Consider the following 24,837-nt stretch of genomic DNA (forward strand, 5'->3'; position numbering starts at 1 on the left):
GTAATAAAAATTTTATGTGCTTTTTTTGACACATTAATGAGAATTAAACTTGCACCAAGTTTTTTCTTAAATTGATCTGCTTGTTGTAATCAATTAAATATTCTAACTTTCATTTCCTACCTAACTAGTTTTAACCCAATCAATTGTAATAGTAGCACGATTTCCAAATCTGTGGAGTATTGCTATGAGCTAAGGTTTATTGTAGGTCGATACTTGTTTATTTAATAAATAGACAAATTGGATTGAAATGACTTTTTTCAATTAGTGACTTCAGCTAATTGAAAAGAAATTTAATCTGATAGACTTAATTCTGAACTCTAATCAATACAAATAAAAAGAATGCAGCTGCTACTAAAATTGAAAAAACAAAGACTTTTTTTGTTCATCCTTATATCAAGTCTTTTCATACATAACCTGCCTAATGCTCTTGCTCAAGAAATTTCTACTCAGCAAATAGACTCTGTAATATTAGTTGCGTCCAATTTGATTCAAGACAATAATAATGATAGCGTATATATCCTGACTAATTATGCAATTGAAAAAAGCATTGATATTGGTTATGATTTTGGGCGAGCCAGAGCATTATCTGTTCAATCCAGCTATTTCATAAATAAAGCTCAACTTGATTCTGCAGAAATACTCTTTAAAGAAGCTGAGGAAATATTTAGAAAGAATGATTTTTTCGGAGATACTATTAAGTCGAAATATCATTACTTGTATTTAACAAAAGGAGCCTGGAACATATACAAAAGAAATTTTGATGAAGCCGAAAGACTTTTGCTTAGAGGGATGAAAATGTTTGATCAAGAAGGGGATACTAAGAGGTATCGCAATTGCCTGAATGCCTTGGGTCGTATCAATGGAATGAAAGGTGATTTTTCTGAGGCATTGGAGTATTTTCTCAAAGCTTATGATCTTGTGGAAGAGAAGGAATCATTAAACGCTTCAATAGTCTTAGGCAATATAGCATTATGCTATAAATACCTTGGCCATGTTGAAAAAGCTAAGCAACATTTTAAGATTGGCCTTGAGTTAGATGTAAAAAACGGATGGCGAAGTCAAATGAATAAATACAATGGATTAGCAACTATTTATAATCTTTTGGATGACTTGGATAGCGCCATATATTATGACAAGAAAGCTTTTGAGGCTTCACAAAAATTTGGCAACTATAGTACCGCAGTAATTTCGTTAGGAAACTTAGCACAATATTATGTTCTCAAGCAAGAAATTGAGCTGGCAAAGAGTATGATGAAAGAAGCCTTGCAACTCGCTGATAGTGTAGGAATTAACAGTGTTGAAGAACAATTTGATATTATTAAGGCCGAAGTGTTTTATGATGAGATGAAGTATGACAGCACATTGTACTATGCAAGAAGAGCACTTTCCTCAACTTCTCAATTCTCTCACAAGCGATTTTCATCAATTATTACTCGCTTAATGTCAAATACATTCGAGCAACTTGGGGTGTTGGATTCATCATTGTTTTACCTAAGAGAACATCATGCCTATGAGGACTCATTGTTTAATAAGGAGAATCAAAGAAAAGTAACTGAACTCTATACTAAAATGGAGACGCTGGAAAAGGAGCGCGAAATAAAACTTCTACAAAAGGACAAAGAACTTGAAGCACTGAAAAAACAGCGGTTAGTGGTACTAATAATTGCTATCACTGTTGTAGCTGTTTTGCTGGTTGTGACAATGATATCTAGGCACAAAAGTAGGCTTAGAAAAGAGGAATTAAAGCAAGTCAAATTACAGAGCGACATAGAGCAAGGGCAGGCTGATCTATACAAGCAGGCACTCAATATGATTCATATGAATAACTTGATGGATAATTTAGAGAATCAGGTAAAGGAAACCATAACAAAAAAGCAGGACCCTCAATACCGTAAGATTTTACAGACCATCAAGATGAACAAATCCTTGAAGAAGGATTGGGAAAATTTTAACAATTATTTTTCAAATTCCCATTCTGAGTTTTATGAAAAACTCACAGGACTTAATGATAAGTTATCGAACCACGAAAAAAGAGTTTGTGCTCTCATAAAACTAAACCTAAGTAATAGAGAAATTGCAACCATATTGAATATTGAAAATAGAAGTGCTGTAATGATTAAATACAGAATCAAAAAGAAGATCGGTCTAGAAGAACACAATGATCTTAACAAATATGTGCAAGAGCTTTAGTATCTATGACTTCTAGTTAGTACAGCCTTGATTATGTATTCTTTTCTTTGGGGTTGAACCTGCATTTAGTAAACAAGCATTGCAGATGAAAGATTTTTATTCAACACTTTATAAAAGTGTGTAATCTATGTTTTTTTGACGGTTTTTTGTCACTCCAATATACCATTTGTAAACCTTAAACATTGGCTTAATAAACCTACGAATACCATTTGTAGACTCAGAGAATAAGTGCTTAGCGTGTTGCTTTTTTAGATTTACTGAGAAGTTTAAAACAAAAGTAATATGAATGAAAAAGAACTAATGCTTGTGAAATCTTGCTGGCAAACGGTAGCACCAAATGCAATTCCTTTGGCAATGAAATTTTATGATGATCTATTTGATGCAAAGCCAGAATATAAAAAACTTTTTAGTGGTGACATGAATAAGCAAGCTGAAAAACTCATGATGACTTTGGGGTTTTTGATGGCCAATGTTGATCGTGTTGACAAAATCAAAGATGCCATCCATAAGCTTGGGGCCTTACATGTAAAATTCAAGGTTTTGCCAGAATATTACCCACCAGTTCAAAAAGCTCTGGTAGGTGCTATCGCACAATTCATGGATGACGAGTGGACTAATGAACACGAAAATGCTTGGAACAAACTCATTTCGGCAGTTGGTGATATGATGATTGAAGGGGCAACCAAGAAAAAATTCTCCTGGAAATTCTGGAAGTAAGTTGATTGTTATTTGGATTTCATTGAAGCTTGTTGAAAAATGAAAGATTTGAATATAAGAGAGCGAAAAAATATTAAAGAAACATGGAAAGTTTTGGCCCCAAATATTCATGAATTTGCATTTTCTTTTTACTCCAATCTGCATTCATTAGACCCTTCTCTCGTTCCTTCATTTGAAAATGAATTTGGAATAATTAAGCAAGGAGATAAAGCATTATATGTAATGGGCTTTGTGGTAGCCTCACTTGATAATTTAATAGTAGCTCGAGAAGGTATTAAAAAAGCTCTTGTGAGTATTTTTAATGATCATCAGTACATCCAAAAGACTGATGAACAAAAAGTGATGAAAGCTTATCTCTTAGCCATGAAGTCTACATTAAGAGGTTTGTGGACAAAAGAAATTGCAATATCATGGTACAGACTTTTGACGCTTGTTTCTGCAGTAGCGATGGAATCAAAAATTGAATTTGAATCCCAGGTAATATGAATAATAATTTTCCAAAGAATAGAAAGCCTAATGCTTTAAAGATAAAAAATTGGTGTATCGAAACCTTTTCTTCGGCCAGTTGGCTCATAATCATTTCAAGGTGCTATCCTGAATTGCTTGAATGTGATAGGAAGGTATCTATTGTTAATATTCATGAGCGATCTGTGTTTGACGAAGACCATATTAGTGTTTTGAACAGATGCATCATGGAACTTTATGACTGTGTAATCCCTGAGGCTATAAGTTCCTATAGTAGCGATTTCAAAACTAAAAAAGGATTTAAGATAGAATGGCTAGATCGGGTTACTGGTAGAATGAAAATATCGTACACTTTAAAACGGCCACTCAACTGGTTTACTGATTTGTTTAAAGAATAATTAAAAATATACTGTTGCTTTTTTGTACCAACTAAACTTAAAACGATTAAATAATATTGAAGATAATCAAATTGAAAAAATGGTCTCAACAGAACTTATCACCTTTGGCTTGGCTCAGAATAGTACTGGCCTTGTATCCGAGGATGGATAACTTTAGCTTAGAACAATTGGAGAATCCTGACGATGAATTGAAGTTTTCAAAAGATGAACTAATGATCGTGCATGAAACGGTAGTTAAAATCTATGGAGTCAGTTTTCTCAAACCTTCTCAGAAAAGGCTTTCCTGAGCATAACTCTGTTGTTATTTATTTTAAAATCAGCTAAAAACAAATATGCAATGGTAAGAAATGAAAATACTTTTTGTGAAATTCAAAGTATAAATGAATATGAATTTGAAAGCCGAATTAGAAAAGTAAGTGGTAATACTTTGATTTGGTCAGAGACTGAGCAAACTTTTGAAAAAAAGATACCTGAGCTTTATAAAAAATTCGATGAACTGGTTTCTGAATTTGACAAAGTTGATATCATATTTGATATAAAAAAAATATCAGAGATTAGGCTTAATCCTATTCAAAGAAAACTTTGTCGAAGATTTTTTAATGTAAACCAAAATAAGCTACGTCATGCCTACATAGTCACAAAAGATCAGACCTTTTTAAGGTTGGCTTCAAAACTGCTCATGAGGAATTACTTTGAGTTTATCACATTTCATAGTAGTAAAGAAGAAGTATTGGATATAATCAACCTGGCCAGAATTTAAATCCTTCAGGCAATATGAGAAATGATTTTCAAAATTTGGTACTAGATGAACTCTTGCATATCGCAAACGGTGAGAGTAGAGTGACCGAACAAATGATAGAAGAAGAGAAAGATGATAGCTATAAGGAGGTTCTTGTGGCTTTACTCGAACTCAGTGAAGATATTAAATTTAAGAAGAAAGAATCCGAATTAATCATTGAAGAACTTAACAAGCAAAAGCGCAAGGCTGAAATGGCGACAAAGGCGAAGGCAGAGTTTCTTTCTATGATAAGTCATGAAATCAGGACTCCATTAAATGCCATTATCGGAATTGGTCATATTTTGGCACATGAATCTCCAAGTCAAGATCAAATGACCTATATCCAAAATCTCAGATGGTCTGGTGATAATTTACTGGCTATAATCAATGATGTTTTAGATTTCAATAAAATTGAGGCTGGTAAAGTCAATTTTGAATCCACGCCATTCAATATTCGCCATTCAATTAGTGGTGTGCTCGAATCAATGAGAATGAAGGCTAACGAGCAAAATTGTAAATTGATCAAATCTATTGAAGATAATTTGCCGGATTTTTTGATAGGTGATCCAACGAGGTTCATACAAATCCTAAATAATTTGGTTAGTAATGCTGTCAAATTTACAATGAATGGGACTGTAAGACTAGACGCTCAATATAGATCAATTGATGAGACTATGATCGAGTTGGAAGTCAATGTTTCTGATAGTGGAATAGGGATAACTGAAGATAAATTGACGCAAATATTTGAACATTTCAGTCAGGCAGATTCAAAAATAAATCGGAAATTCGGCGGTACTGGGTTAGGGTTAACCATAACTAAGCAATTAATAGAATTGCAAGGTGGTGAAATCAGCGTTGAAAGTGAATTAGGTGTAGGTTCTAATTTTAAAATTGTAATTCCCTTTAAATTACCAAATGAATTTGAGATTAGAGAAAGACAAGCTGCATCCACGAACTACCTAGATTTAAGCCTTAAAGGTGCTAGTGTGTTGATTGTAGAGGATATTGCTGTAAATCGACTAGTAGTGGAGAAGTTTCTTGCGGAATGGGAGGTAAGTACCGATTTCGCAGAGAATGGAATGGAGGCTATTAACAAGGTGATAGCAGGAAAATTTGATCTCGTACTCATGGATCTTCAAATGCCTGTCATGGATGGTTTTATTGCTACTTCTGAAATAAGAAAACTCCCTAGAAACAAATACAGAAATCTGCCAATTGTGGCTTTGACTGCTGCCTCTATAAGTGAGGTGTCATCTGAAGTGTTTGATGCAGGAATGAATGATATTGTTTCTAAACCAATTAACCCTGCAGAGTTGTTTAGGACTATTGCCAAATTTGTAAAACAGGGATCGGAAAATTGCTCAAAACAAAATATAATAAATGATCCAAATGATATGATTTCTGAACAAGAAGGTTCAGATTTGAAATTCAATTATATAAAAAAGTTAGCTAAAGGTGATCAGTCCTTCTTGAAAAAAGTGCTACACCTGTCTATTAAAGCTTTTGAAGAATTTTTAAAGGAATATTCTACCAATCTATTAGCAGATGATTTTGAACAGTTGAGCAATACTCGACATAAAATTTATTCTAGTATCAACAATTTTGAAATAAAAGAGCTGATGAAATTGATGAAAGAAAGCAAACAATCCTTTGTAAAAAATAATAAAAATCACGATTTATATGGATTTAAAATCGAGCATTTGAAAAACGTCGAGAATGCTACCATCGAAATAATAAAGAAATTGCAATTAGAAATAGCAGATATGGAATTGATTGAGGCTTAGTTTAATTCAGTTTGGGAAAGGCGAAGAATAATTTCTTCGCCTTTTTTGTTTTGAAGGTGGTAATACCCTTTCTTAGAAGGGTATTAATTTATACGCCTATCAAAAACTTCAGTATATATCGTGCTTCTGCCGGATCAGGTAAAACCTACATACTTACCTACAACTACATTCGCCTGGCTTTGAGATATCCAGATTATTTCAAAACGGTCCTTGCGGTGACTTTTACTAACAAGGCGACTGAAGAAATGAAGTCTCGAATCTTGGAGACATTAGAACAGTTGGCTCACGGTGAGCATGCCATGTCTTCTGATTTGCAGAGAGAATTGAATATAGATAAAAAGCAGCTTGCCGATAGATCTGATGCTTTGCTTCGAAGTATTCTTCATAATTATTCCTTTTTTGCTGTAACAACCATCGATGCTTTCTTTCAAAACATTGTAAGATCATTCGCTCGAGAGATCGGTATTCAGACAGGCTTTAAAATTGAATTGGATCAACCTAAAGTTATATCTGAAGTCATAGATAAAATGCTTTTGGAAATGGCAGACGATCCACAACTGATTCGATGGCTTACGGATTTTGCTATTTACCAAATCAACCAAGGCAAATCGTGGGACACAAGAAATGATATCAAAAGCTTGTCAAGTGAGTTGTTCAATGAGTTTCTAGTACAAAACAAACACAAAGTGTTTGCTCAATTGAATCAACCCAATTTTATTGGAGACTTTATTTTGAGTCTCAATAGCAGGCGAAAGGAACTTGAATTAGGACTGAAAAAAATAGGTGAAGCTATAAAATTGAATCTAGAAAATTTCAGTTTATCTCGAGATGATTTTTCATACAAAGCCGCAGGCGTAGGCGGTTATATGGATAAAGTGATTAATGGTGAGTTTGTAGAGCCTGGAAAGCGGGTGTATGATGCTCTGGAACAAGGTAAATGGTACAGTAAGGGATCGGAGACAGTAGCAGCAGTGGAAAGTGCACTGGCCTCGGGATTAGCCGATCATTTATCTGCCGCTATCGATTTTTATTACGAACACAATATAGAATTTCAGTCTCTCCAGCAAGTCATCAAGTACATCTACACTTTTGGACTTTTGTCAAGGATATCTGATGAGATCAACAACTATCGCGAAGACAATGACTTACTGCTGATTTCTGATTTTCCTGTTTTTCTCAATGATATTATCAATGATAGTGATGCGCCATACATTTACGAAAAAGTAGGCACAAGATATAAGCACTACTTGATCGATGAATTTCAAGATACCAGTGGCTTGCAATGGAATAATTTTAAACCATTGATTCAAGATACTTTGAGTGCGGGTAATTTCTCAATGGTGGTAGGAGACATCAAACAGTCGATTTACAGATGGCGGGGAGGTAATTGGAAAATCCTTCTGGATCAGATAAGAAAAGATATTGGCGAAAGCCATATTCTAGATGAAGGACTGAGTACTAATCGAAGGAGTAAACAAAACATAATAGAGTTCAACAACGACCTCTTTATTAGTGCTCCTGAAATTTTAGAGAGTCATCTAGGACTAAATATGGGCGAAGCCATTCAAGCTAATTTGAATATGAAGGCGGTTTATCAAAACAGTGAACAGCAACTTTTTGATGAGTCTGGAGAAGGATTAATTAACATTCGATTCTTTGAAAAAAGTGATGAAATAGAGGATGCCGATGAGTTCGTCATTCAAGAACTGGTTAAACATATCCAACGATTACAGGATGCCAATTATCAACTAAATGATATTGCCATTTTAGTTAGGACTAATCCTCAAGGACGAAAAATTGCTCAAGGTATGATGGAACATGCTTTAAAGGTTGGTGATGATGGGTATAAGTATGATATTATTTCTAACGAGTCTCTTTATATAAAGAACAATCCAGCTGTACATCTTATTCTGCAATGTATGGCTTGGATAGCCAATACCGAACAACCATTGGCCTTGTCCCAATTGCACTATGCCTGTGAACAATATGCAGATCGGTGCGGTTCTGAAATACATATAGATCTTTTGATTGCCAGAGCAGGTGAATTGAATCGTATGAATATGTCTCAAATGGTAGAGACTTTGATAGATCATTTTAGCTTATTCAGTTTCCCACAAGACCATGCTTATGTCTTGGCATTCCAAGATCTTATTTTGGATTATTTGAAATATGAAAAAGATAGTTTAACGGACTTCTTACCTTGGTGGTCAGATCATAATAATCGATCTATTCAAGTTTCTGAGGATCAGGAAGCTATTCGTCTGATGACTGTGCATAAGTCCAAGGGACTGCAGTTTAAAGTTGTCATAGTGCCTTATTGTCAATGGAAGTTCGATCATTCTGGAACGAATGAACAATTGCTTTGGTGTGATACAAATGGTTCTTCTGTTTTGGAGCAGATTCCATTTTTGCCTGTCAGATACAAAAGTGATTTGTCTCAGACAGTTTTTGCCAAAGACTATTATCTGGAAAAATCAGACATTTATTTAGATAATTTGAATTTGTTGTATGTGGCATTGACGAGGACTGAAGAGGCGCTTTTTATACTTTCACAAATCAATCCAAAATCAAAAAGGATCACTCATGTCGGCGATTTATTATTTAATTATGTCAAAGAGAAGTCAATGATTCAAGAAAATTTGGAGCCTATTGAAATTGGAAAACTACCAGCTTATAGTAGTTACGAAAAAGAATTATTGAATCAGGTGAGCTTGTTGCCAGTTAACTCTTCAGTTCCTGTAGATAGGCTCAAGTTGAGACATAAAGCACGGATTTTAGAGGAGTCAATCGTTGAGTCTATCAATTATGGCGATATTATTCACTGGATATTTTCAAAAATTCATTCACGCAAGGATTTTACGTTGGCTTTGGATAAAGCCCAAATAAAATTTGGATTGTCTGATCAAGAAATGAGTGACATCAAAATAAAATTGAGGGAAATATGGGACAAACCTCAAATAGCAGGTTGGTTTGATCTCTCTTGGGAAGTGAAAAATGAGTCTTCTATACTATTGACCGATGGAAAACTAAAACGGCCTGACAGAGTGATAGTAAAAGATAATAAAGCTGTTGTAATTGATTATAAAACAGGTGCTAGATCAGAAAATCATCTTCACCAAGTAGGTGAATATAAAAGTATACTTAGTCAAATGGGCTATGATCATGTTGATGGGTATTTAATCTATTTATCTGAACCTGATGTGCTAGCCGTAAATTAAAAATAAAAACTATGAAAGCAGTTTTGTGTGAATCTTATGGACCTCCGGAAAGTTTGGTGGTTAAAGAAATTGATTCTTTAACCCCTGGCACTGGTGAAGTGGTCATCGAGGTAAAAGCCAGCGGTTTGAATTTTCCGGATACATTGATCATAGAGGGTAAATATCAATTTCAGCCTGAAATGCCATTTTCCCCAGGGGGTGAAGTAGCAGGGATTGTGAAAATGGTAGGTGAAGGAGTCACCCATTTGAAAGTGGGTGATCGAGTGATGGCAGGGACTGGTTGGGGAGGATTTGCTGAAGAAGTTATCGGTAAAGCCACAAATGTTTTTCCATTACCAGAAGGGATTAGCTTTGAACAAGCCGCTTCTACCATGATGACATTTGGTACATCTTATCATGCTTTAGTCAATCGTGCAGGATTAAAGAAAGGAGAAACTCTACTTGTTTTGGGAGCTGCAGGAGGAGTAGGTACTGCTGCCATACAGATTGGGAAAGCACTAGGAGCTAATGTAATTGCTGCGGCTAGTTCTGAAGACAAACTTGCTTATTGTACATCGATTGGAGCAGATCAAACCATCAATTATAGTCAAGAGGACATTAAGACTCAAGCGAAGACACTTACAGAAGGAAAAGGAGTTGATGTGATTTATGACCCGATTGGTGATCGATATACGGAACCAGCATTGAGAGCTATGGCTTGGAAGGGTAGATACTTGGTAGTGGGATTTGCGGCTGGAGAAATACCTAAAATTCCAATGAACTTACCCTTACTCAAAGGCTGTTCGATAATAGGTGTTTTCTGGGGTGGATTCTTTAGAAATGAGCCTCAAGTAAATGCTGACAACTTCAAGACTATAGTACGATGGCTTGTTGAGGGCAAGGTTGAAGCAAAAATTCATAAGATCTATGCTTTAGAAGAAGTTGCTTCAGCCATGCAGGAATTAACAAGTAAGAAAGTGAAGGGCAAGATTATTTTTGTTCCTTGAGTATCTTTTTAAGAAGAAACTAAAGCAAAAGAGCCACATGACATGTGGCTCTTTTTTTCTTTTTCTACTTCTTGAAACTGACGTTCCAAAGCTAATTTTCATCACTTTCACAAGCAGATTGGAATTTGAAAAATGGATTAAGTTCTTTGTTAGGTTCAATTTGTTCTAACTAAAATACTGAATTAGTAATGTAATGTCAAAAAGATGAAATAAAAATGATCCAAAACCAACATGAAAACATCCAATAATTGATTTTTCTACCGTTAGCTCTCTCTTTGTTTAGTCCAAGTATTTGTTTGTCTTGGTGGGATCAGGATGCTTATTCATCGAAAAAATTCAATCCTCTCGCATAAATATTTGCATTGAATAAGTTCTTTATTGGTGGTAGGGTAATATTGCGTTTGATCTTTTTAAGACTATGAGAAAAAATTTAATAAGGGCAATGATGTTGCCTTTCCTTTTAGGTACTTCCTGTAATGTCGAAGACTTAGGGAAAATAAAATCAGGTACAATTTCTCCTAACCTTGCTCTGAATTTGGGCTATTCTGAATATACAGTACAAGAGTTGCTGGAAGATTTAGAAGACGAATCAGTGGAGATTAGTACAGGGTTAGACCAATCTATGACACTGTATTTTACTGAAAACACTTTGTATGATGATAACGAGAAATTTATAGACATAAATTCTGTCAGTAATCAAGAGGAGTTTTCGCCTAATAGGAATGTGCCATCTGCTCCTATAGGCTACGAAATAGACATAGACGAAGTATTCACATTTTCCTTTCCGGCAAATAATGACGAAGAGATCGACTCATTGTATTATAATTCGGGTACGCTGGATTTTGAAATGCTATCTACATTCAAAGGAGATATAGATTATACCTGGACAATTGAAGGAACAAAAATCGTATCTACCAATCAAGATCTGACAAACACGCGCCAACTGGATTATACTGGAGCTGATGTTATGGATTCATATTCAAGACCTCTTGAAGGCCTCAAATCAAAATTTTATAAAAACGCATCAGACGAAAATGAATTTCAGGTACATGTTGAAGGTACAATAACCTTCGAAGCAGGAACTGAAATTTTACCAACTCAGAAAATGACATTTGATTTGGCTTATAACAATCCAGGATTTAGTAAAATTTTTGGAAAGTTTGGAAGTGACCCAATCAATTTGCAAAATCAGTCCATTGATATGACTGCTTTTAATGAGTTTTCCGGAGATGGTTTAAAACTAGAAGACCCACGTGTTTATTTAATATCTACCAATTCTTATGGAATGGATGTTGAGCTTTCATTTGATGAATTGAAAGCTATGGCTAGCGATGGTGGTGAACTGTTACTTCAAGAAATCAACCCTCCAGGAATTGATGGATTCGTTTCGTCACCTGAGGTGGAAGGAGAGGTGAAAGTGGATACAGTAGAGTTGAATAATCAAAATAGTAATATTGATGAATTATTAAACTCAGCCCCAGTGTCCATGGAATTTGAAATTTCAGGGGTTCCAAATCCAACTTCAAGTAGTCGTATTAGCAATTTCTTGTTAGAAGATAGCCAGATAGAAATAGAAAGCTTAATAGCTATTCCTATGCAATTTCGTATGGATGGGTTTTCAGTTGATTTTGATTTTCAATTGAGTGAATTAGATATAGAAAGTGCAGAAAGCCTGGTGTTTAATATTATATCGACAAATGAAATTCCTTTTCGAGGAAATATTGATTTAAAGTTTATCGATGAGCAAGGTGACTTGCTTTTTGAGATCCCAAATGCCGCATTAATAGAATCACCCACTGTAGGCGATGATGGGAAGATAGTGGAGGCTAAAATTTCTAACTCGGACATTGACTTATCAGCTGAGGGTATAGAAGCACTTATCAATGCCAAAGACATTTTAGCTACAGCAAACATTTCTACATTCGAGCATGAGAATGACCGTTTTGTGACTCTTTATTCAGATTATAAATTAAATATCGAACTGTCACTTGCGGGTGAGGTAACTATACAGCTATGATCTTAAATTTAAAAACTAAAATCTTGAGTCTTTGCTTCGGATTCATTGGGTTTACACATGTTGCCTTTGCTCAGAGTGATTTGTCTTTCTACCATTTAGGAGAACTTACGCCTCAGAATAATATTTTTAATCCTGTGTTTTTTCCTGATGCAGATTTTTATGTGTCGCTACCTCTTATTTCTGGAGTTAGTACGAATCTAAACAATAGCTTCACTTATAACGATTTGTTTGTAGCCATTGATGGTACGGATTCAGTTCAATTTGACACTGAACATTTACTTTCAAATATTAACGATGGGGATAGACTCTCTTTTGATGGATCAATTTCCTTACTCCAAGTAGGTTTTCATGTTGGGAAAGCTGGAGCTGTCCAGTTGTTTGCAAATGAAAGAGTAAAGAGTCGTCTTTTTTATCCAAAGAAATTGTTGCAGTACTTGTTAGAAGGAAATGCAGATTTCTTGGGTCAGAATGTATCGGAAAACAACCTTCGAGGACAAGGTTCTTACTATCGTGAGTATGGAGTAGGGTATTCACATGAGCTGTCAGTTTTAGGAGAGAAGAAGTTAAGAGTCGGGTTAAAACTCAAATATCTACAAGGTTTTATCCAAGCTGAAGTGGATAAAGAAGCTGCAGTAAGTTTTCTAACAGATCCCGACACATACTATGTGAATATATCTACCAATAACTCTGTTCTACGAACTGCAGGCTTAGATTCTTTTGATAATTCAGACTACTTAATGTCGAATGGAAACAATGGGTTTGGATTCGATTTTGGAGCGGATATGCAAATCACACCAAAATTGAATGTGGCTTTTTCGGTGAATGACATAGGCAGCATCAATTGGAGAGAAGGAATAAAAAATTATGAACTCGTTGAGTCTGAGGCCACTTTTGGTGGAATGGACTTAAGAGATTTGGACAATGCAGGAGATGTGCTTAAGGACACATTGGAGCAACTTTTTGACTATAGAGAGTTTGAGGATGAAGAATTTAAGTCGAAATTAAATACTCGGGTTTTTATTTCGGGATCCTACAAAGTAATCCCTAAAGGAACTGTAACAGCTACTGTCATGTCGAGAAATGATTTGGGTGATGCTAGTTTTACTTATGGTTTGGGATATACCCATTATGTAGGAAAAATGCTAACCGTGTCTGGATCTATTTCTAAAAAGCCAAAACAAGGAGTTGCACTTGGAGGGGCAGTCGGCGCACGGTTTGGGATTATTCAATTATACACATCCCTGGATAATACTATTGGTATAAATGACATTAGAAATATGAATAATCTGAACGTTCGATTTGGTGTAAATCTTTTATTTGGTCGTCGATCAGAGAAGAAAGAAAAAGATTCCCAAGAAAAAATAAAATCTGAAAAGAGTAAACCACAGAAAGAAAAGTTCGGCCCATTTCCGGATGAATATGATCTAGGGCATTTGAATGATAGTGAAAACTAAAGCTTTTTTTTCCGATGCAATTGAGAGAAGCCAGCTATGGCAATATTCATAGTGTCAGGAAAGAATCCACTCGTTTTTAGATGAGATAATTGATACAATAAATCCTCATCATCTGAATTGATTTGGACAATGGCGTCAGGTTCAAAAGGCTTCATACGTTTCGACAATAGACCTTTCAACTCTTCAGAAGAAATTGATTCATGTCTGAGATCAATTTGATGCATGGGCCTGGTATTGATTGTGTGAAATTCATGCTTGATAGATTTGCCTTCAATCTTCAATATATGATAGCCTTTTGCTTCATTGATCTCATCGAACATGGTTCTTTCGGTAGAACCACTATACAGAATGGGTACTTGGATTTTTGAGTCAGATGTGGCGTGCAATATTTGATGTTTGTGTATATGCCCGGATAGTATCAGATCAAATGATCCTGGGAGATCATTCATAGCCAACGTGTCCTTTCTATTCTTAAATTCGAAAAATTGAGCACCAGCTTTTACACCATCTATCGCATGATGTACACACAGGATATTGAAATCTGACTCGTTCAGATGACTTTCCAGGTTACGACGAATAGTTGAAAACTCTGCTCTAATGTCCCCTTTGAAATACGGAAATCCTGAAATCGACATATTCGGTAAAAAATATGTTTTGGCTACATCGAACAAGTGAATATTTGGGTGATTCAAAAATAGAGAAGCAGGCAGCACTGATTTTTCATGATTACCTGGTACTACAAAGAGCTGGATTCCTGCATTGGCGATTCTTAGAAACTCTGCATAAGTTTGATCAACTAAAAAAGTAGGTACAGAAGCTTTTTCAAAAACGTCTCCGCAGTGAATGACATAATTCACTTTGAGATCAATGGCCTTGTCAACAATCAATTTAAAATTGTTGAAGAAATCATAACCTCTTCTTCTGTTTTTTCCAGGTTTGTCATTAGACGGATGGTCAAATCCAATGTGGGTATCTGACAAAAGTAAAATGCTGATGTTTTCAGCCAACACATTTTAATTTAATGGAGGTCTTTGTATGTAGTTCGACCCTTTATGAAGTATTGAAACGGTAAAAGAAAGGGTGAGTTTCTAACAGTCGTTTTTCTGCTGGCTTGGACTTGTTTTCTTTTCTTTAAATTCTTGGGCAAAAACATCAAAAAGTCAATATGTGCACGGATTACAGCCCAACTGTGACTCCAGGATTGTCCTAGCCCGAACTTTAGAGCTGCTGCTATGTCTAAACCCCATTTTATTGGAAACTTCCAAACCAAATTCATGGTGGATTCATTCTTGAACAAGAGGGAGAGGTTGTTACGAAAATTGAGATAAGTTTTTCTTGGGTTCAGTTTATTAAGAGTTCCGCCGCCCACATGGTATACTTTGCTTTCTGGAATACAATAAAGGGCTTTGCCCATCATACGCATTCTCCAACAAAGGTCTATCTCTTCCATGTGCGCAAAAAAATCGATATCAAAACCGCCAGCTTTTTTAAAATCTACTGTTCTCACAAACATACACGCACCAGTCGCCCAGTCTACGGGTATGATGTTGTCATATCGTCCTTGGTCTTCTTCTAATGTGTCAAAAATTCTTCCTCTACAATATGGAAACCCCATATAATCAAGGAACCCACCACAGGCACCGGCATATTCGAAATTCTTTTTATTATTGAAATCCAAAATTTTGGGTTGACAGGCTGCAACTTCTGGATGCGCATCCATAAAAGTGACTATGGGTTCTAGCCAATTTGGAGTGACCTCAATATCAGAATTTAATAATACACAATATTCAAAGTGAAGCTGCTCTAATGCTTTGTTGTATCCTCCAGTAAAACCAAGATTCTCTTGAAATTGAATAATTCTCAGATCTGGGTAATTGGATTTTAAAAATGCAATGGAATTATCTGTGGATGCATTGTCTGCGATAATCACCTCAGCATCGGTACTATACTGTGTGACTGAAGGTAGGAATTGCTCAAGATATTGAGCACCATTGAAGTTTAATATGACAACGGCTGTTTTAGCCATTAAACATATTGCCTAGGTCAAAACCTGGGATATTAGGCATAATACCTTGTGTTTCTTTTTGCATATGCTCTTTGGCTAATACGTCGGCTTCTTCCATCGCCTTGTTTATTGCTGCCACAATCAAATCCTGGACTATATCCTTGTCCGCTGTGTTCACCAAAGAGTCATCTATATCAACCTTTATTACTTTTTTTTGTCCATTCACGGTAGCTTTTACTAACCCTGCTCCAGATTCGCCTTGCACTTCAATTTGAGATAGGGCTAATTGAGCTTCTTTCATTTTCTCCTGAACCTCTTTCACTTTGCCCATCATTTTCATCATATCAAACATATCACTATCCTTTTCTCATGAGTAACATTGATCCCGATTGATCGTATTTTCTGCCTTCGGCATCCTCGAAATAAATCTTATAGATATAAGTGCCTTCAGGTGCATCTTTGTCATTTATTCTGCCATCCCAACCATTGAAATTGTCATTCGTGGAAAAAATCAGAACTCCCCACCGGCTATACACTTCCATTTCAAAGTTAAATACTTTAGGGCCTTTGGCAACAAACCGGTCATTTAAACCATCATCATCAGGTGTGAAGACATTTGGTAAAAACATGGTCGTGCTTAGTTCTGTCAATATGATGTTGGAGTAAGTAAAGAGAGGAATAGCATCCAGGGATTCTGCACGAACACGGATCAGTTTGTTTTCAGAATCGTTGGGGGAGAAGGTAATCGATTTTTCACGTCCACTCAGAACATCAAACTCTTCTACAATAGCGCCGGATTCATCCAAGCGCTCTATAGTATAGTTTCGAATACCGTTATCCCAAGTCTCATATTTACTCCAATTAAAATTCACCTCTTTTCCTCGTACAGCTCCTTGTTCAATGATCATGGGCACAGTGGATGGTGATGGCGTAGCAAGATTGCCACAATCATCATCATACCGAATTCTATAGGCATGCTTGCCGATGAAATTGGCTTCGGTATCCACATAAGTAGTGTCATCAGATGAATCATAATACTTCCAAGCACGATCTCGGATGTTTCTTTCTATAATATATCTTCTGAATGGTATCTCTCCAGTATCTGGAGGTCCCCAGGATAGCTCCACATCGTTGTCGATGTTTACTGTTGAAGCTGGGTTGTCTACAGGTGGCAATTCTGCCGATTTATTTGCGATAACTGCCGTATCAACAGACACGGATGAACCAGACTTAAATATGGGTTGCACATTGTAGACATATTCTTTGTTGCAAATGACTTCGCTATCGTCGTAACTCACAATAGACGAATTAGTAATATTGGTAAGTAAATCTCCGTCGCGAATAATATTGTACGATAGCGCCTCTACTGTATCTGTTTGCCACATAATGGTATTGGCCGTCTCTGTGCCGGCTACATCGAAGTAAACCGAGCATATGATATCAGATAATAAGTTCAAGTCATTGCAGGCGTCATAGGTATTGATTTGGTAACAATGAAACTCGCTGAGGGTATTTAGATTGGCTTCTACTTCTGTAGCACCTGTCACTACTTTTGCAAATTCAAAATTCTCGGTGCCATTCGTTGAGCGTTCCAAATTGTAAATAATATCATCTCCAAGCGTGAACCCTAACTGCATTTCTCCATTTACTGCTTCATCTGTAGTTTCTACAGAAGTGAGTACAGGACTTACTATAGAATTAATACTATTGAAAGCCCTGTTGTCTGTACCACAGCTTGAATTATTTCCATCATTAAAACGACCAGATACATCTATTCGATAATTGCCTTGAGTGCCATAATCATAGGCAGATGTAAAACTAAGAGGAGCAATTTCTTCATTGTCTGTTCCAGTAAATTCTACGAAGTAGCTGTCGTAATAATCATCCTCTACTTCCACGCGTACATGGTGAGAAGCGCAGTTGTGAATAGTGAATTCGGGTAATTCGGGAGCTAGGACTTCCACTCGAATAGAGTCTTTTTTTTCTCCTCCTGTGTCAGCATCACCGTTTGACACAAGCATAGTCACATAAAATTCACCAGCAGAAGTATAAGTGTAATTTCCAGAGACGTCACCTGTCACGTTAATATCGAAACCTTCATACCAGAATTGAGCATCCGTCCATGCAGGAACATTTGTATTGACTGAGACATTTACTGTCATTCCTGTACATCCTTTTACGAAATCAATATCAAATCTTCCTAGCACACTGGTATGCTGAGCATTGGACATGTGAGCGCCAATGTATATTGAAAAAAGAAGGATGTATTGGTAATATCTCAAGGGTGGTTAACCAGATCTGTTTGACTGAATTTTAAAGTGATCAATCTAGTGACTATTCTTGATTTTAGAAATAAGATCATCGATTTTGTAAGCGGCTTGCTCACCTTCGACCATATTTTTCAATGTATAGTTCCCAGATGCTATTTCATCTTCACCTATCATCACAACGTATGGAATATTGAGATTATTTGCATAGGACATCTGTTTCTTCATTTTAGCAGCGTCTGGATATAACTCTGCTCTTATCCCTTCTTGGCGTAATCGTTGAAGAAGATCAATTCCTTTTTCAAACATTTCTTCTCCGAAATTCACAATCATTACTTGTACCTGGGTGGATGTAGATTCCGGATATAAGTCCAATTCTTCCAGCACATCGTAAATTCGATCGACTCCAAAAGAGATGCCAACGCCTGACACATCCTTTAGTCCAAAGACTCCTGTCAGGTTATCATATCTTCCTCCTCCTGTTATGCTGCCAATTTTCACACCGTTGGCTTTTACTTCAAAGATGGTGCCTGTGTAGTAGGAGAGTCCTCGTGCCAATGTGAGGTCCAGATCCAGGTGGTCATTTTCCAGATTGTAAGATTGGAGGTAAGTCAGGATGTCTTCCGTTTCGCTAACTCCTTTCAAGCCAGTTTCGCTCGCATAGAAATAGTCCTTTAAGAAAGTCAATTTGTCGCCAATTGTACCTTCAAACTCAAAGATGGGCTTCAGTCTTTCAATGTTTTCTTGAGTAAATCCTTTTTGGATCAATTCTTCATTGACTTTGTCCAAACCAATTTTGTCGAGTTTATCAATAGCTACACAAAATTCAGCCTCCTTTCCTGCAGCACCTATGGCTTCTGTAATCCCTACAAGGATTTTTCTGTTATTCAGTTTGATTGTGAAATCAGGAAGTTTCAGACTGGTGAAAACTTCGTTGATCATAGCGATGATTTCGGCTTCGCATAACAAAGAATCAGTGCCGACTACATCAGCATCGCATTGATAAAACTCTCTGTATCGCCCCTTTTGAGGACGATCCGCGCGCCAAACAGGTTGAATCTGATACCTTTTGAACGGAAATGAAATTTCATTTCTATGCATCACTACATATCTGGCAAATGGTACGGTTAGATCGTATCTCAATCCTTTTTCTGAGATTTTGGGTAGCAGTGCTCTGCTACCTGTAGCAAAATCGTCCTGATGTGTCTTAGAAAGAAAGTCGCCAGAATTCAATACTTTGAAAAGTAATTGATCGCCTTCATCTCCATACTTACCAGTGAGTACGGACAGATTTTCCATGGTAGGAGTTTCTAATTGAGCAAAGCCGTAGCGCTCGTAGACTCCTCGAATTGTGTTGAATATGTAATTTCTTTTGGCCATTTGGAGTGGACCAAAATCTCGTGTTCCTCTTGGTATAGCAGGCTTCTGCATTTGATTTTCTTTGTTCGCAGCAAAACTAAGAATCGACACTCTTCAAAGCAATGTGATCTCTCTATTTATTATTTCTGAGCAAATGCTCAATGAATAATTTTTGTAGATTAGCGTCTCATTAAAATCAGATGAAGAATGGTTTACAGATTGTTAGTTTTTACTGCGGTTTTATGGTTTTCTTTTGCTTGTGAAGAAAAGAGTTCTAATACTAGCTTGGATAGAGCTGAAGTATTACTAGATAGCTTGAAGACACGATATATTCCTGATAGTCGAGTAGCTCGATTCGATATTGAGGTAAGCACTTCGGGTGATTTATTGAAAATCTCAGGAGATACAGATCAACCCTACGTGTTGGCGACTTTTATGAATAAGATGTTGGCTGAAGGAATAAAGATCGAAGATAAAGTATCCCTGCTACCTGATTCGTCAACATTGAAATACAAATATGCTATAGTTAACAATTCAGTGGCAAACCTGAGAACTAAACCCAAGCATTCTGCTGAATTAGCCACACAAGCGATCTTAGGCACTGTCTTGAAAGTGCTTCGAATCACTGATGAATGGTATCTGGTTCAGACGCCAGATGATTATATCTCCTGGGTAGATCATGGTGGCGTTGAATTGAAAACTAAATTTGAAATGGCGCGGTGGCAGCAAAGCAAGAAAGTGATAGTCACTAAAACTGCTGGCCAAGTTTTTAAAAATGAAAAATTATCTGCTGTTGTTGCCGATGTGGTATTGGGCAATGTGCTGGAATGGGTGAATACTAAAGGGAAGGTAACTGCTGTACAATTTCCCGATGGAAGGAGTGGGTACATTCCTACTGCAGATGTTAGTGATTTTCAAACGTGGCTAGATGGTATGAAACCTTCTGAATTGTTGGTTGAATATTATGCGCGGTCAATGATGGGTACACCGTACTTATGGGGTGGTACATCTGCGAAAGGTATGGATTGTAGTGGTTTTACAAAGACTGTTTATTTTATGAATGGATTGATCATCCCACGTGACGCTTCACAACAAATAAATGCAGGTGTTGTGGTAGACGAAAACAATACATTCGAAGGATTGAAAAAAGGAGATCTTCTTTTTTTTGGAAAGCCTGCCACTGAAAACTCCAAACAAAAAACTACGCATGTCGGTATTTGGTTAGGGAATAATGAATTTATACATGCGTCCAAACAAGTAAGAGTAAGTTCTATCGATCCAAATAGCTTGAATTATGATGAATTCAATAAAAACAGATACCTGGGAAGTAGGAGGTATTTGAGAAATAAAGAAGGGAATATAATGGATGTCAGCGCTGCCTTTACTCTTCAGTAACCAATTTTTTATTTGAGCCAGCTTGGTAAGGATAGGATTCAAAAATCCTATTAATAGAAGTTAGTAAGTTGAGTTTTGCACCACCTTTCATAGTGTATTTTAAGTCTAAACTTCCTTGCCAAACCAATTTCTTGCGTTTTCGATCTCGAAGTTCTATAAGTACAATTCCTTCAGTGTACTTTTTGGTCGTGGGAGGAATGTAATAATTGTATCTATACGGGTCGTAGTTTTGATTTCTAGTTTCAGTGGCCGTAGTTGATACAATTTCGTATCTGGTGATAAGATCAGGCCGATCAGCCGGTTGGTATCCCTTAGTTGCCATGTTTTGTTCTATGGCATTTTCTATTTCAGTATAAAAGGTCATACCCTCGGCAGCGTATGATTTGTCATCGCTTTTGTAGTGAATGAGACGATAAGTATGGTATTGACTATAGTCTAAATCAGTATTTAGAAACTTGATCACCTTCGGAGACGAACAGCTTTGAAGCACAAATAAAATGAAGAGCCAACTGGTCAATTTCATAGCATGAGGTTAATCAATCATTAATGTTTTAAACAATTGCTTATACGCAGTTTTGCTTTCTTCAGCGTTGGTGAAAATTTCAAATATCTTTCTCTTTCCAGTTTTGACTAAATGTGATAAACTCTGATCTAATTCAGCTGAAGTAGTGCAAGGATAGTATTCAAAATCAAATTCTTTTGCTACATGACTTGCATCTCGAATTTGGCGAGTCTCAAAGTATTCTTCAAGTTCAGGTTGACTCGAAGGACCGTCGATCATCCGGAAAATACCACCTCCATGATTGTTGAAAATGACAATATTCAAATGCTCTGGTAAATGATTATGCCAGAAGGCATTTCGATCATAGAGAAAGGCCATGTCACCGGTGAGCAAAAAAGTCGACCTATTGGTCATTAAAGCTGTTCCTACAGCAGTGCTGTTGGAGCCATCAATACCACTTGTGCCTCTATTGCCATATACTTCTACGTCCTTGTCTTTATTCAATCCAATTACATTGGAATATCTCACTGCCATGCTATTGGCTAGGTGAAGATCAGATCCCGATGGAATGGCACGTAATACTTTCTTGTAACAGTTGAAATCAGAAAATTCATCAGAGCTGAATTGTTCTATGTGTTGGTTAGTCTTAATATTGATTTGTTGCCAGAAGCTTTGAAAATCAGATTGTATAATTTTATTTGAATGTAATTTTTTCAACTCTTGTAGAAATTCAATTTCCCCAACAGCAAAATGATTGGAAAGAGAAAGGTAGGTGTCAGGTGCCTGAGTTTCTTTACGAACGTGCCAATGTGTTTTTGGTTTGTATTTGCGTAAAAACAGTTTTAGGTTTTTACTAATCACTGACATGCCCAATGTGATTAATAGGTCGGGTTGAAGGTCATTGTTTTTTGAGTTTTTAAGAAATACGTCTTGACTGCTTACAACTCCTTCAACTTCATGGACATTAGAAATAATATCCGCTACTACCGGAATGTTGTTTTCCTTTGATAATAATGAAAGCAATCCCAGTAATTTATCGTTTCTTTTTGTTTGCCCTACAAGAATAAGCACTCGGTCGAAATTGGAAATTTTATTCAATTCAAGTTGCCAATTTTTTGCAATAGGTTTTTCTGATTCGATGACCGGTAGCTGCTTGGAGAAAACAAGGGATTGTTCTGAAGTAGGGTAAAAGGGTTCTCTAAAAGGTAAGTTGATATGGACTGGTCCCATTTCAGCATCTAGGCAAGTATTGATGGCTTCATTGATGATCTCATGACCATGCTTGATGCCTTTTTCATTCTCTTCAAGCGACGGGTAGACGAAAGATTGTTTCACATGGCGGCCAAAAAGCTGTTCTTGATATATGGTTTGACCATCTCGCTGTGCAATCCATTCAGGTGGACGATCTGCAGAAAGTATAAGCAATGGTACTTGATTGAAGTAAGCTTCTGAAACAGCTGGATTATAGTTGAGAGCTGCAGAACCAGAGGTGCAAACGAGTACGGTAGGAAGATTTGTTTTTAAACTTATACCAAGGGCTATGAATGCAGCTGATCGCTCATCGGGAACACTGAAACATTCGATTTCCGGATGCCTGGCAAAAGCAATTGTCAAGGCTGCGTTTCTTGAGCCTGGAGAAATTACAGCTTGTTTAATACCTTTTAAATGGCAAATTTGTGCTAGGTCAAATACAGGTTGGATATTCATGCTTTAGGCTTGAATAACATTTAGAAGTGTTTGAAACTTAATTTCTGTTTCTGTCCATTCCTTCTCTGGATCACTGTCTTCCGTAACTCCAGCGCCAGCGAATAATACAAGATCGTTTTTATAGACTTTCGCACATCTTAAGTTGACATATAAAGCGGTTTGTCCATCGTAGTTTACGGGACCAAGGTAACCGCTATAGTATTCTCTATCGTATGCCTCGTTTTCCTGAAGGAATTTAGCTGCTGGGATCATTGGCATACCGCATACAGCTGAAGTGGGATGCAATAAATCAAGCATGACACTTCCTAGCTGAGGAAAATTAACCTCCTTCATATTTACTTTGAATGAAGTTTTTAAATGGATGAGATTGCCGGCCTTAACGGTCTTCGGTCCATATTCATCAAATTCCCGAAGTCTTATCTTTTTGAAGCAATTCACAATATATCGACTCACTAGCGCTTGTTCTTCAATTTCTTTTTGTGTCCAGCTGACTTGCGCCAGTTCAAAACCAGGTCTGATCTCTTGTGTGCCTGCCAATGAAATCGTTTCAAAATTTTCAGCCTCATCCACAGCAATTAAAAGTTCAGGTGTGGCTCCCAACCATAGTCCTTGATTGGGTAAATAGACAAGAGATACGAATGCATTTTCATACGCTTCGCATAGTTTGATCAATTCATTAACTGGATGGAATTTTTTTTCCAATCTGAACTTTTCTCTCCTGGAAGGCACTATTTTTTGATAGTAACCTTCACTGATGGAGTCTTTACATTTTTGAACCAGTTCTAGAAAATATTCTTTGGAAGCTTTGAATGGGGAAGGAGTTTCTAAAAAATCTCTATAATCAAAGGAAGAATCTTCATGAACTTTAGAAAACTGTTGAACAAATTTCTCAAATCTACCTTCTTTGTCTTTAAACCCTGGACTTAATAATATTTCGTTGAGATCACTATCAAGTAGAACATCAGATTTAATGAATTGAGTGTCATGATTTTCTGAAGGTTCGAAGGGACTCACCATAAAACCAGTAGGAGAATTTTCTAATTCCTCTGGAATATCATTGTTCTGATCTAGCTGTAAGGTAGAGTGGATGACAGTTTCTTGAGGATTTCGCCAAATGGCAAAAGGCAGATCCATCTTAATTCCCGTACTAAAAAAGCTCTGTAATTTTTCAAAGAATGCAGTAGTCAGTACGGTTTGTGTAGATTGTTTGCTTGTTTCCATTATTTTTTATCAATCACAGCCATAGTTATCCTACTTACACAAACAAGTTCATTTTCTTCATTCGTGATTTTTATCTCCCAAACTTGAGTTTTTTTTCCCACATGCAAAGGGCGGGCAGTCCCCTCTACCAGTCCCTCTTTTACGGATTTTATGTGGTTCGCGTTGATGTCTAATCCGACGCAGTATTTTTTGTTGGGGTCTACTGTCATAGTAGCAGCTATACTCCCTAGAGATTCGGCTAACACAACTGAAGCTCCGCCATGAAGCATTCTGAAAGGTTGCACGGTGCGGCTATCTACCGGCATAGTAGCTTTCACATAATCCTCGCCAATTTCAGTATATTCTATACCAATGTGGTCAGTCATTGTGTTTTT

At 36.7% G+C, this 24,837-nt stretch carries 21 protein-coding genes; 12 read left to right on the forward strand and 9 right to left on the reverse strand.

Features of this window, described 5'->3' with window-relative positions; genetic code table 11:
• The first annotated feature begins 339 nt into the window (after positions 1 to 339).
• From ACOQO5_RS09440 to ACOQO5_RS09490, 11 genes are all read left to right on the forward strand, one after another.
• On the forward strand, positions 340 to 2,190 hold the full coding sequence (locus ACOQO5_RS09440; RefSeq protein ID WP_420581446.1) for a tetratricopeptide repeat protein: 1,851 nt from the start codon (positions 340 to 342) through the stop codon (positions 2,188 to 2,190).
• A 282-nt stretch (positions 2,191 to 2,472) separates the two neighbouring features.
• Complete coding sequence (locus ACOQO5_RS09445) at positions 2,473 to 2,907, forward strand: globin domain-containing protein (protein ID WP_420581447.1); 435 nt, start codon at positions 2,473 to 2,475, stop codon at positions 2,905 to 2,907.
• Between the two features lie 39 nt (positions 2,908 to 2,946).
• Positions 2,947 to 3,393: a hypothetical protein gene (locus tag ACOQO5_RS09450; protein WP_420581448.1), complete on the forward strand. Its 447-nt coding sequence runs from the start codon at positions 2,947 to 2,949 to the stop codon at positions 3,391 to 3,393.
• Positions 3,390 to 3,770 (forward strand): hypothetical protein, encoded by a 381-nt coding sequence (locus ACOQO5_RS09455; RefSeq protein ID WP_420581449.1) that lies wholly within the window; start codon positions 3,390 to 3,392, stop codon positions 3,768 to 3,770. Before ACOQO5_RS09450 ends, ACOQO5_RS09455 begins: the two co-directional genes overlap by 4 nt.
• Before the next feature lie 56 nt (positions 3,771 to 3,826).
• A complete protein-coding gene (locus tag ACOQO5_RS09460) occupies positions 3,827 to 4,057 on the forward strand; it encodes a hypothetical protein (RefSeq protein WP_420581450.1) in 231 nt (76 codons plus the stop codon).
• A 50-nt stretch (positions 4,058 to 4,107) separates the two neighbouring features.
• A complete protein-coding gene (locus ACOQO5_RS09465) occupies positions 4,108 to 4,530 on the forward strand; it encodes a hypothetical protein (protein ID WP_420581451.1) in 423 nt (140 codons plus the stop codon).
• Positions 4,531 to 4,544: 14 nt separating this feature from the next.
• The gene (locus ACOQO5_RS09470) at positions 4,545 to 6,332 is read left to right on the forward strand and encodes an ATP-binding protein (protein WP_420581452.1); all 1,788 of its coding nucleotides are present in this window, start codon (positions 4,545 to 4,547) and stop codon (positions 6,330 to 6,332) included.
• Positions 6,333 to 6,343: 11 nt separating this feature from the next.
• On the forward strand, positions 6,344 to 9,550 hold the full coding sequence (locus ACOQO5_RS09475; RefSeq protein ID WP_420581453.1) for a UvrD-helicase domain-containing protein: 3,207 nt from the start codon (positions 6,344 to 6,346) through the stop codon (positions 9,548 to 9,550).
• Positions 9,551 to 9,561: 11 nt separating this feature from the next.
• Complete coding sequence (locus ACOQO5_RS09480) at positions 9,562 to 10,536, forward strand: NADPH:quinone oxidoreductase family protein (RefSeq protein WP_420581454.1); 975 nt, start codon at positions 9,562 to 9,564, stop codon at positions 10,534 to 10,536.
• A 418-nt stretch (positions 10,537 to 10,954) separates the two neighbouring features.
• Positions 10,955 to 12,553 (forward strand): hypothetical protein, encoded by a 1,599-nt coding sequence (locus ACOQO5_RS09485; protein ID WP_420581455.1) that lies wholly within the window; start codon positions 10,955 to 10,957, stop codon positions 12,551 to 12,553.
• Positions 12,550 to 14,007, forward strand: coding sequence for a DUF5723 family protein (locus ACOQO5_RS09490; RefSeq protein ID WP_420581456.1), 1,458 nt, complete (start codon positions 12,550 to 12,552; stop codon positions 14,005 to 14,007). Before ACOQO5_RS09485 ends, ACOQO5_RS09490 begins: the two co-directional genes overlap by 4 nt.
• Here ACOQO5_RS09490 and ACOQO5_RS09495 read toward each other — a convergent pair.
• The 5 genes from ACOQO5_RS09495 to hisS are packed head-to-tail and all read right to left on the reverse strand — an operon-like array spanning position 14,004 to position 19,710.
• Positions 14,004 to 15,014: a metallophosphoesterase family protein gene (locus ACOQO5_RS09495; protein WP_420581457.1), complete on the reverse strand. Its 1,011-nt coding sequence runs from the start codon at positions 15,012 to 15,014 to the stop codon at positions 14,004 to 14,006. The two genes, ACOQO5_RS09490 and ACOQO5_RS09495, sit on opposite strands and share 4 nt — an antisense overlap.
• An 11-nt stretch (positions 15,015 to 15,025) precedes the next feature.
• On the reverse strand, positions 15,026 to 16,033 hold the full coding sequence (locus ACOQO5_RS09500; protein ID WP_420581458.1) for a glycosyltransferase family 2 protein: 1,008 nt from the start codon (positions 16,031 to 16,033) through the stop codon (positions 15,026 to 15,028).
• Positions 16,026 to 16,364, reverse strand: a complete 339-nt coding sequence (locus tag ACOQO5_RS09505; RefSeq protein WP_420581459.1) for a YbaB/EbfC family nucleoid-associated protein — start codon at positions 16,362 to 16,364, stop codon at positions 16,026 to 16,028. Before ACOQO5_RS09505 ends, ACOQO5_RS09500 begins: the two co-directional genes overlap by 8 nt.
• Before the next feature lie 4 nt (positions 16,365 to 16,368).
• On the reverse strand, positions 16,369 to 18,294 hold the full coding sequence (locus ACOQO5_RS09510; protein WP_420581460.1) for a gliding motility-associated C-terminal domain-containing protein: 1,926 nt from the start codon (positions 18,292 to 18,294) through the stop codon (positions 16,369 to 16,371).
• 45 nt (positions 18,295 to 18,339) lie between these two features.
• Positions 18,340 to 19,710, reverse strand: coding sequence for a histidine--tRNA ligase (gene hisS / locus ACOQO5_RS09515; RefSeq protein ID WP_420581461.1), 1,371 nt, complete (start codon positions 19,708 to 19,710; stop codon positions 18,340 to 18,342).
• 135 nt (positions 19,711 to 19,845) lie between these two features.
• On the opposite strand from hisS, the gene ACOQO5_RS09520 reads away from it, so the two are divergent.
• Positions 19,846 to 21,033, forward strand: coding sequence for an NlpC/P60 family protein (locus ACOQO5_RS09520; protein ID WP_420581462.1), 1,188 nt, complete (start codon positions 19,846 to 19,848; stop codon positions 21,031 to 21,033).
• Here the strand turns inward: ACOQO5_RS09520 and ACOQO5_RS09525 are convergent.
• The 4 genes from ACOQO5_RS09525 to ACOQO5_RS09540 are packed head-to-tail and all read right to left on the reverse strand — an operon-like array spanning position 21,020 to position 24,828.
• A complete protein-coding gene (locus ACOQO5_RS09525) occupies positions 21,020 to 21,556 on the reverse strand; it encodes a DUF4136 domain-containing protein (RefSeq protein WP_420581463.1) in 537 nt (178 codons plus the stop codon). The genes ACOQO5_RS09520 and ACOQO5_RS09525 overlap by 14 nt on opposite strands.
• 9 nt (positions 21,557 to 21,565) lie before the next feature.
• A complete protein-coding gene (gene menD / locus ACOQO5_RS09530; protein WP_420581464.1) occupies positions 21,566 to 23,242 on the reverse strand; it encodes a 2-succinyl-5-enolpyruvyl-6-hydroxy-3-cyclohexene-1-carboxylic-acid synthase in 1,677 nt (558 codons plus the stop codon).
• 3 nt (positions 23,243 to 23,245) lie between these two features.
• Positions 23,246 to 24,463, reverse strand: a complete 1,218-nt coding sequence (locus ACOQO5_RS09535) for a chorismate-binding protein (RefSeq protein WP_420581465.1) — start codon at positions 24,461 to 24,463, stop codon at positions 23,246 to 23,248.
• Complete coding sequence (locus ACOQO5_RS09540) at positions 24,463 to 24,828, reverse strand: hotdog fold thioesterase (protein WP_420581466.1); 366 nt, start codon at positions 24,826 to 24,828, stop codon at positions 24,463 to 24,465. Before ACOQO5_RS09540 ends, ACOQO5_RS09535 begins: the two co-directional genes overlap by 1 nt.
• Positions 24,829 to 24,837 lie beyond the last annotated feature (9 nt).

Source organism: Reichenbachiella sp. (genome assembly GCF_965223055.1).
Classification (GTDB): Bacteria; Bacteroidota; Bacteroidia; order Cytophagales; family Cyclobacteriaceae; genus Reichenbachiella.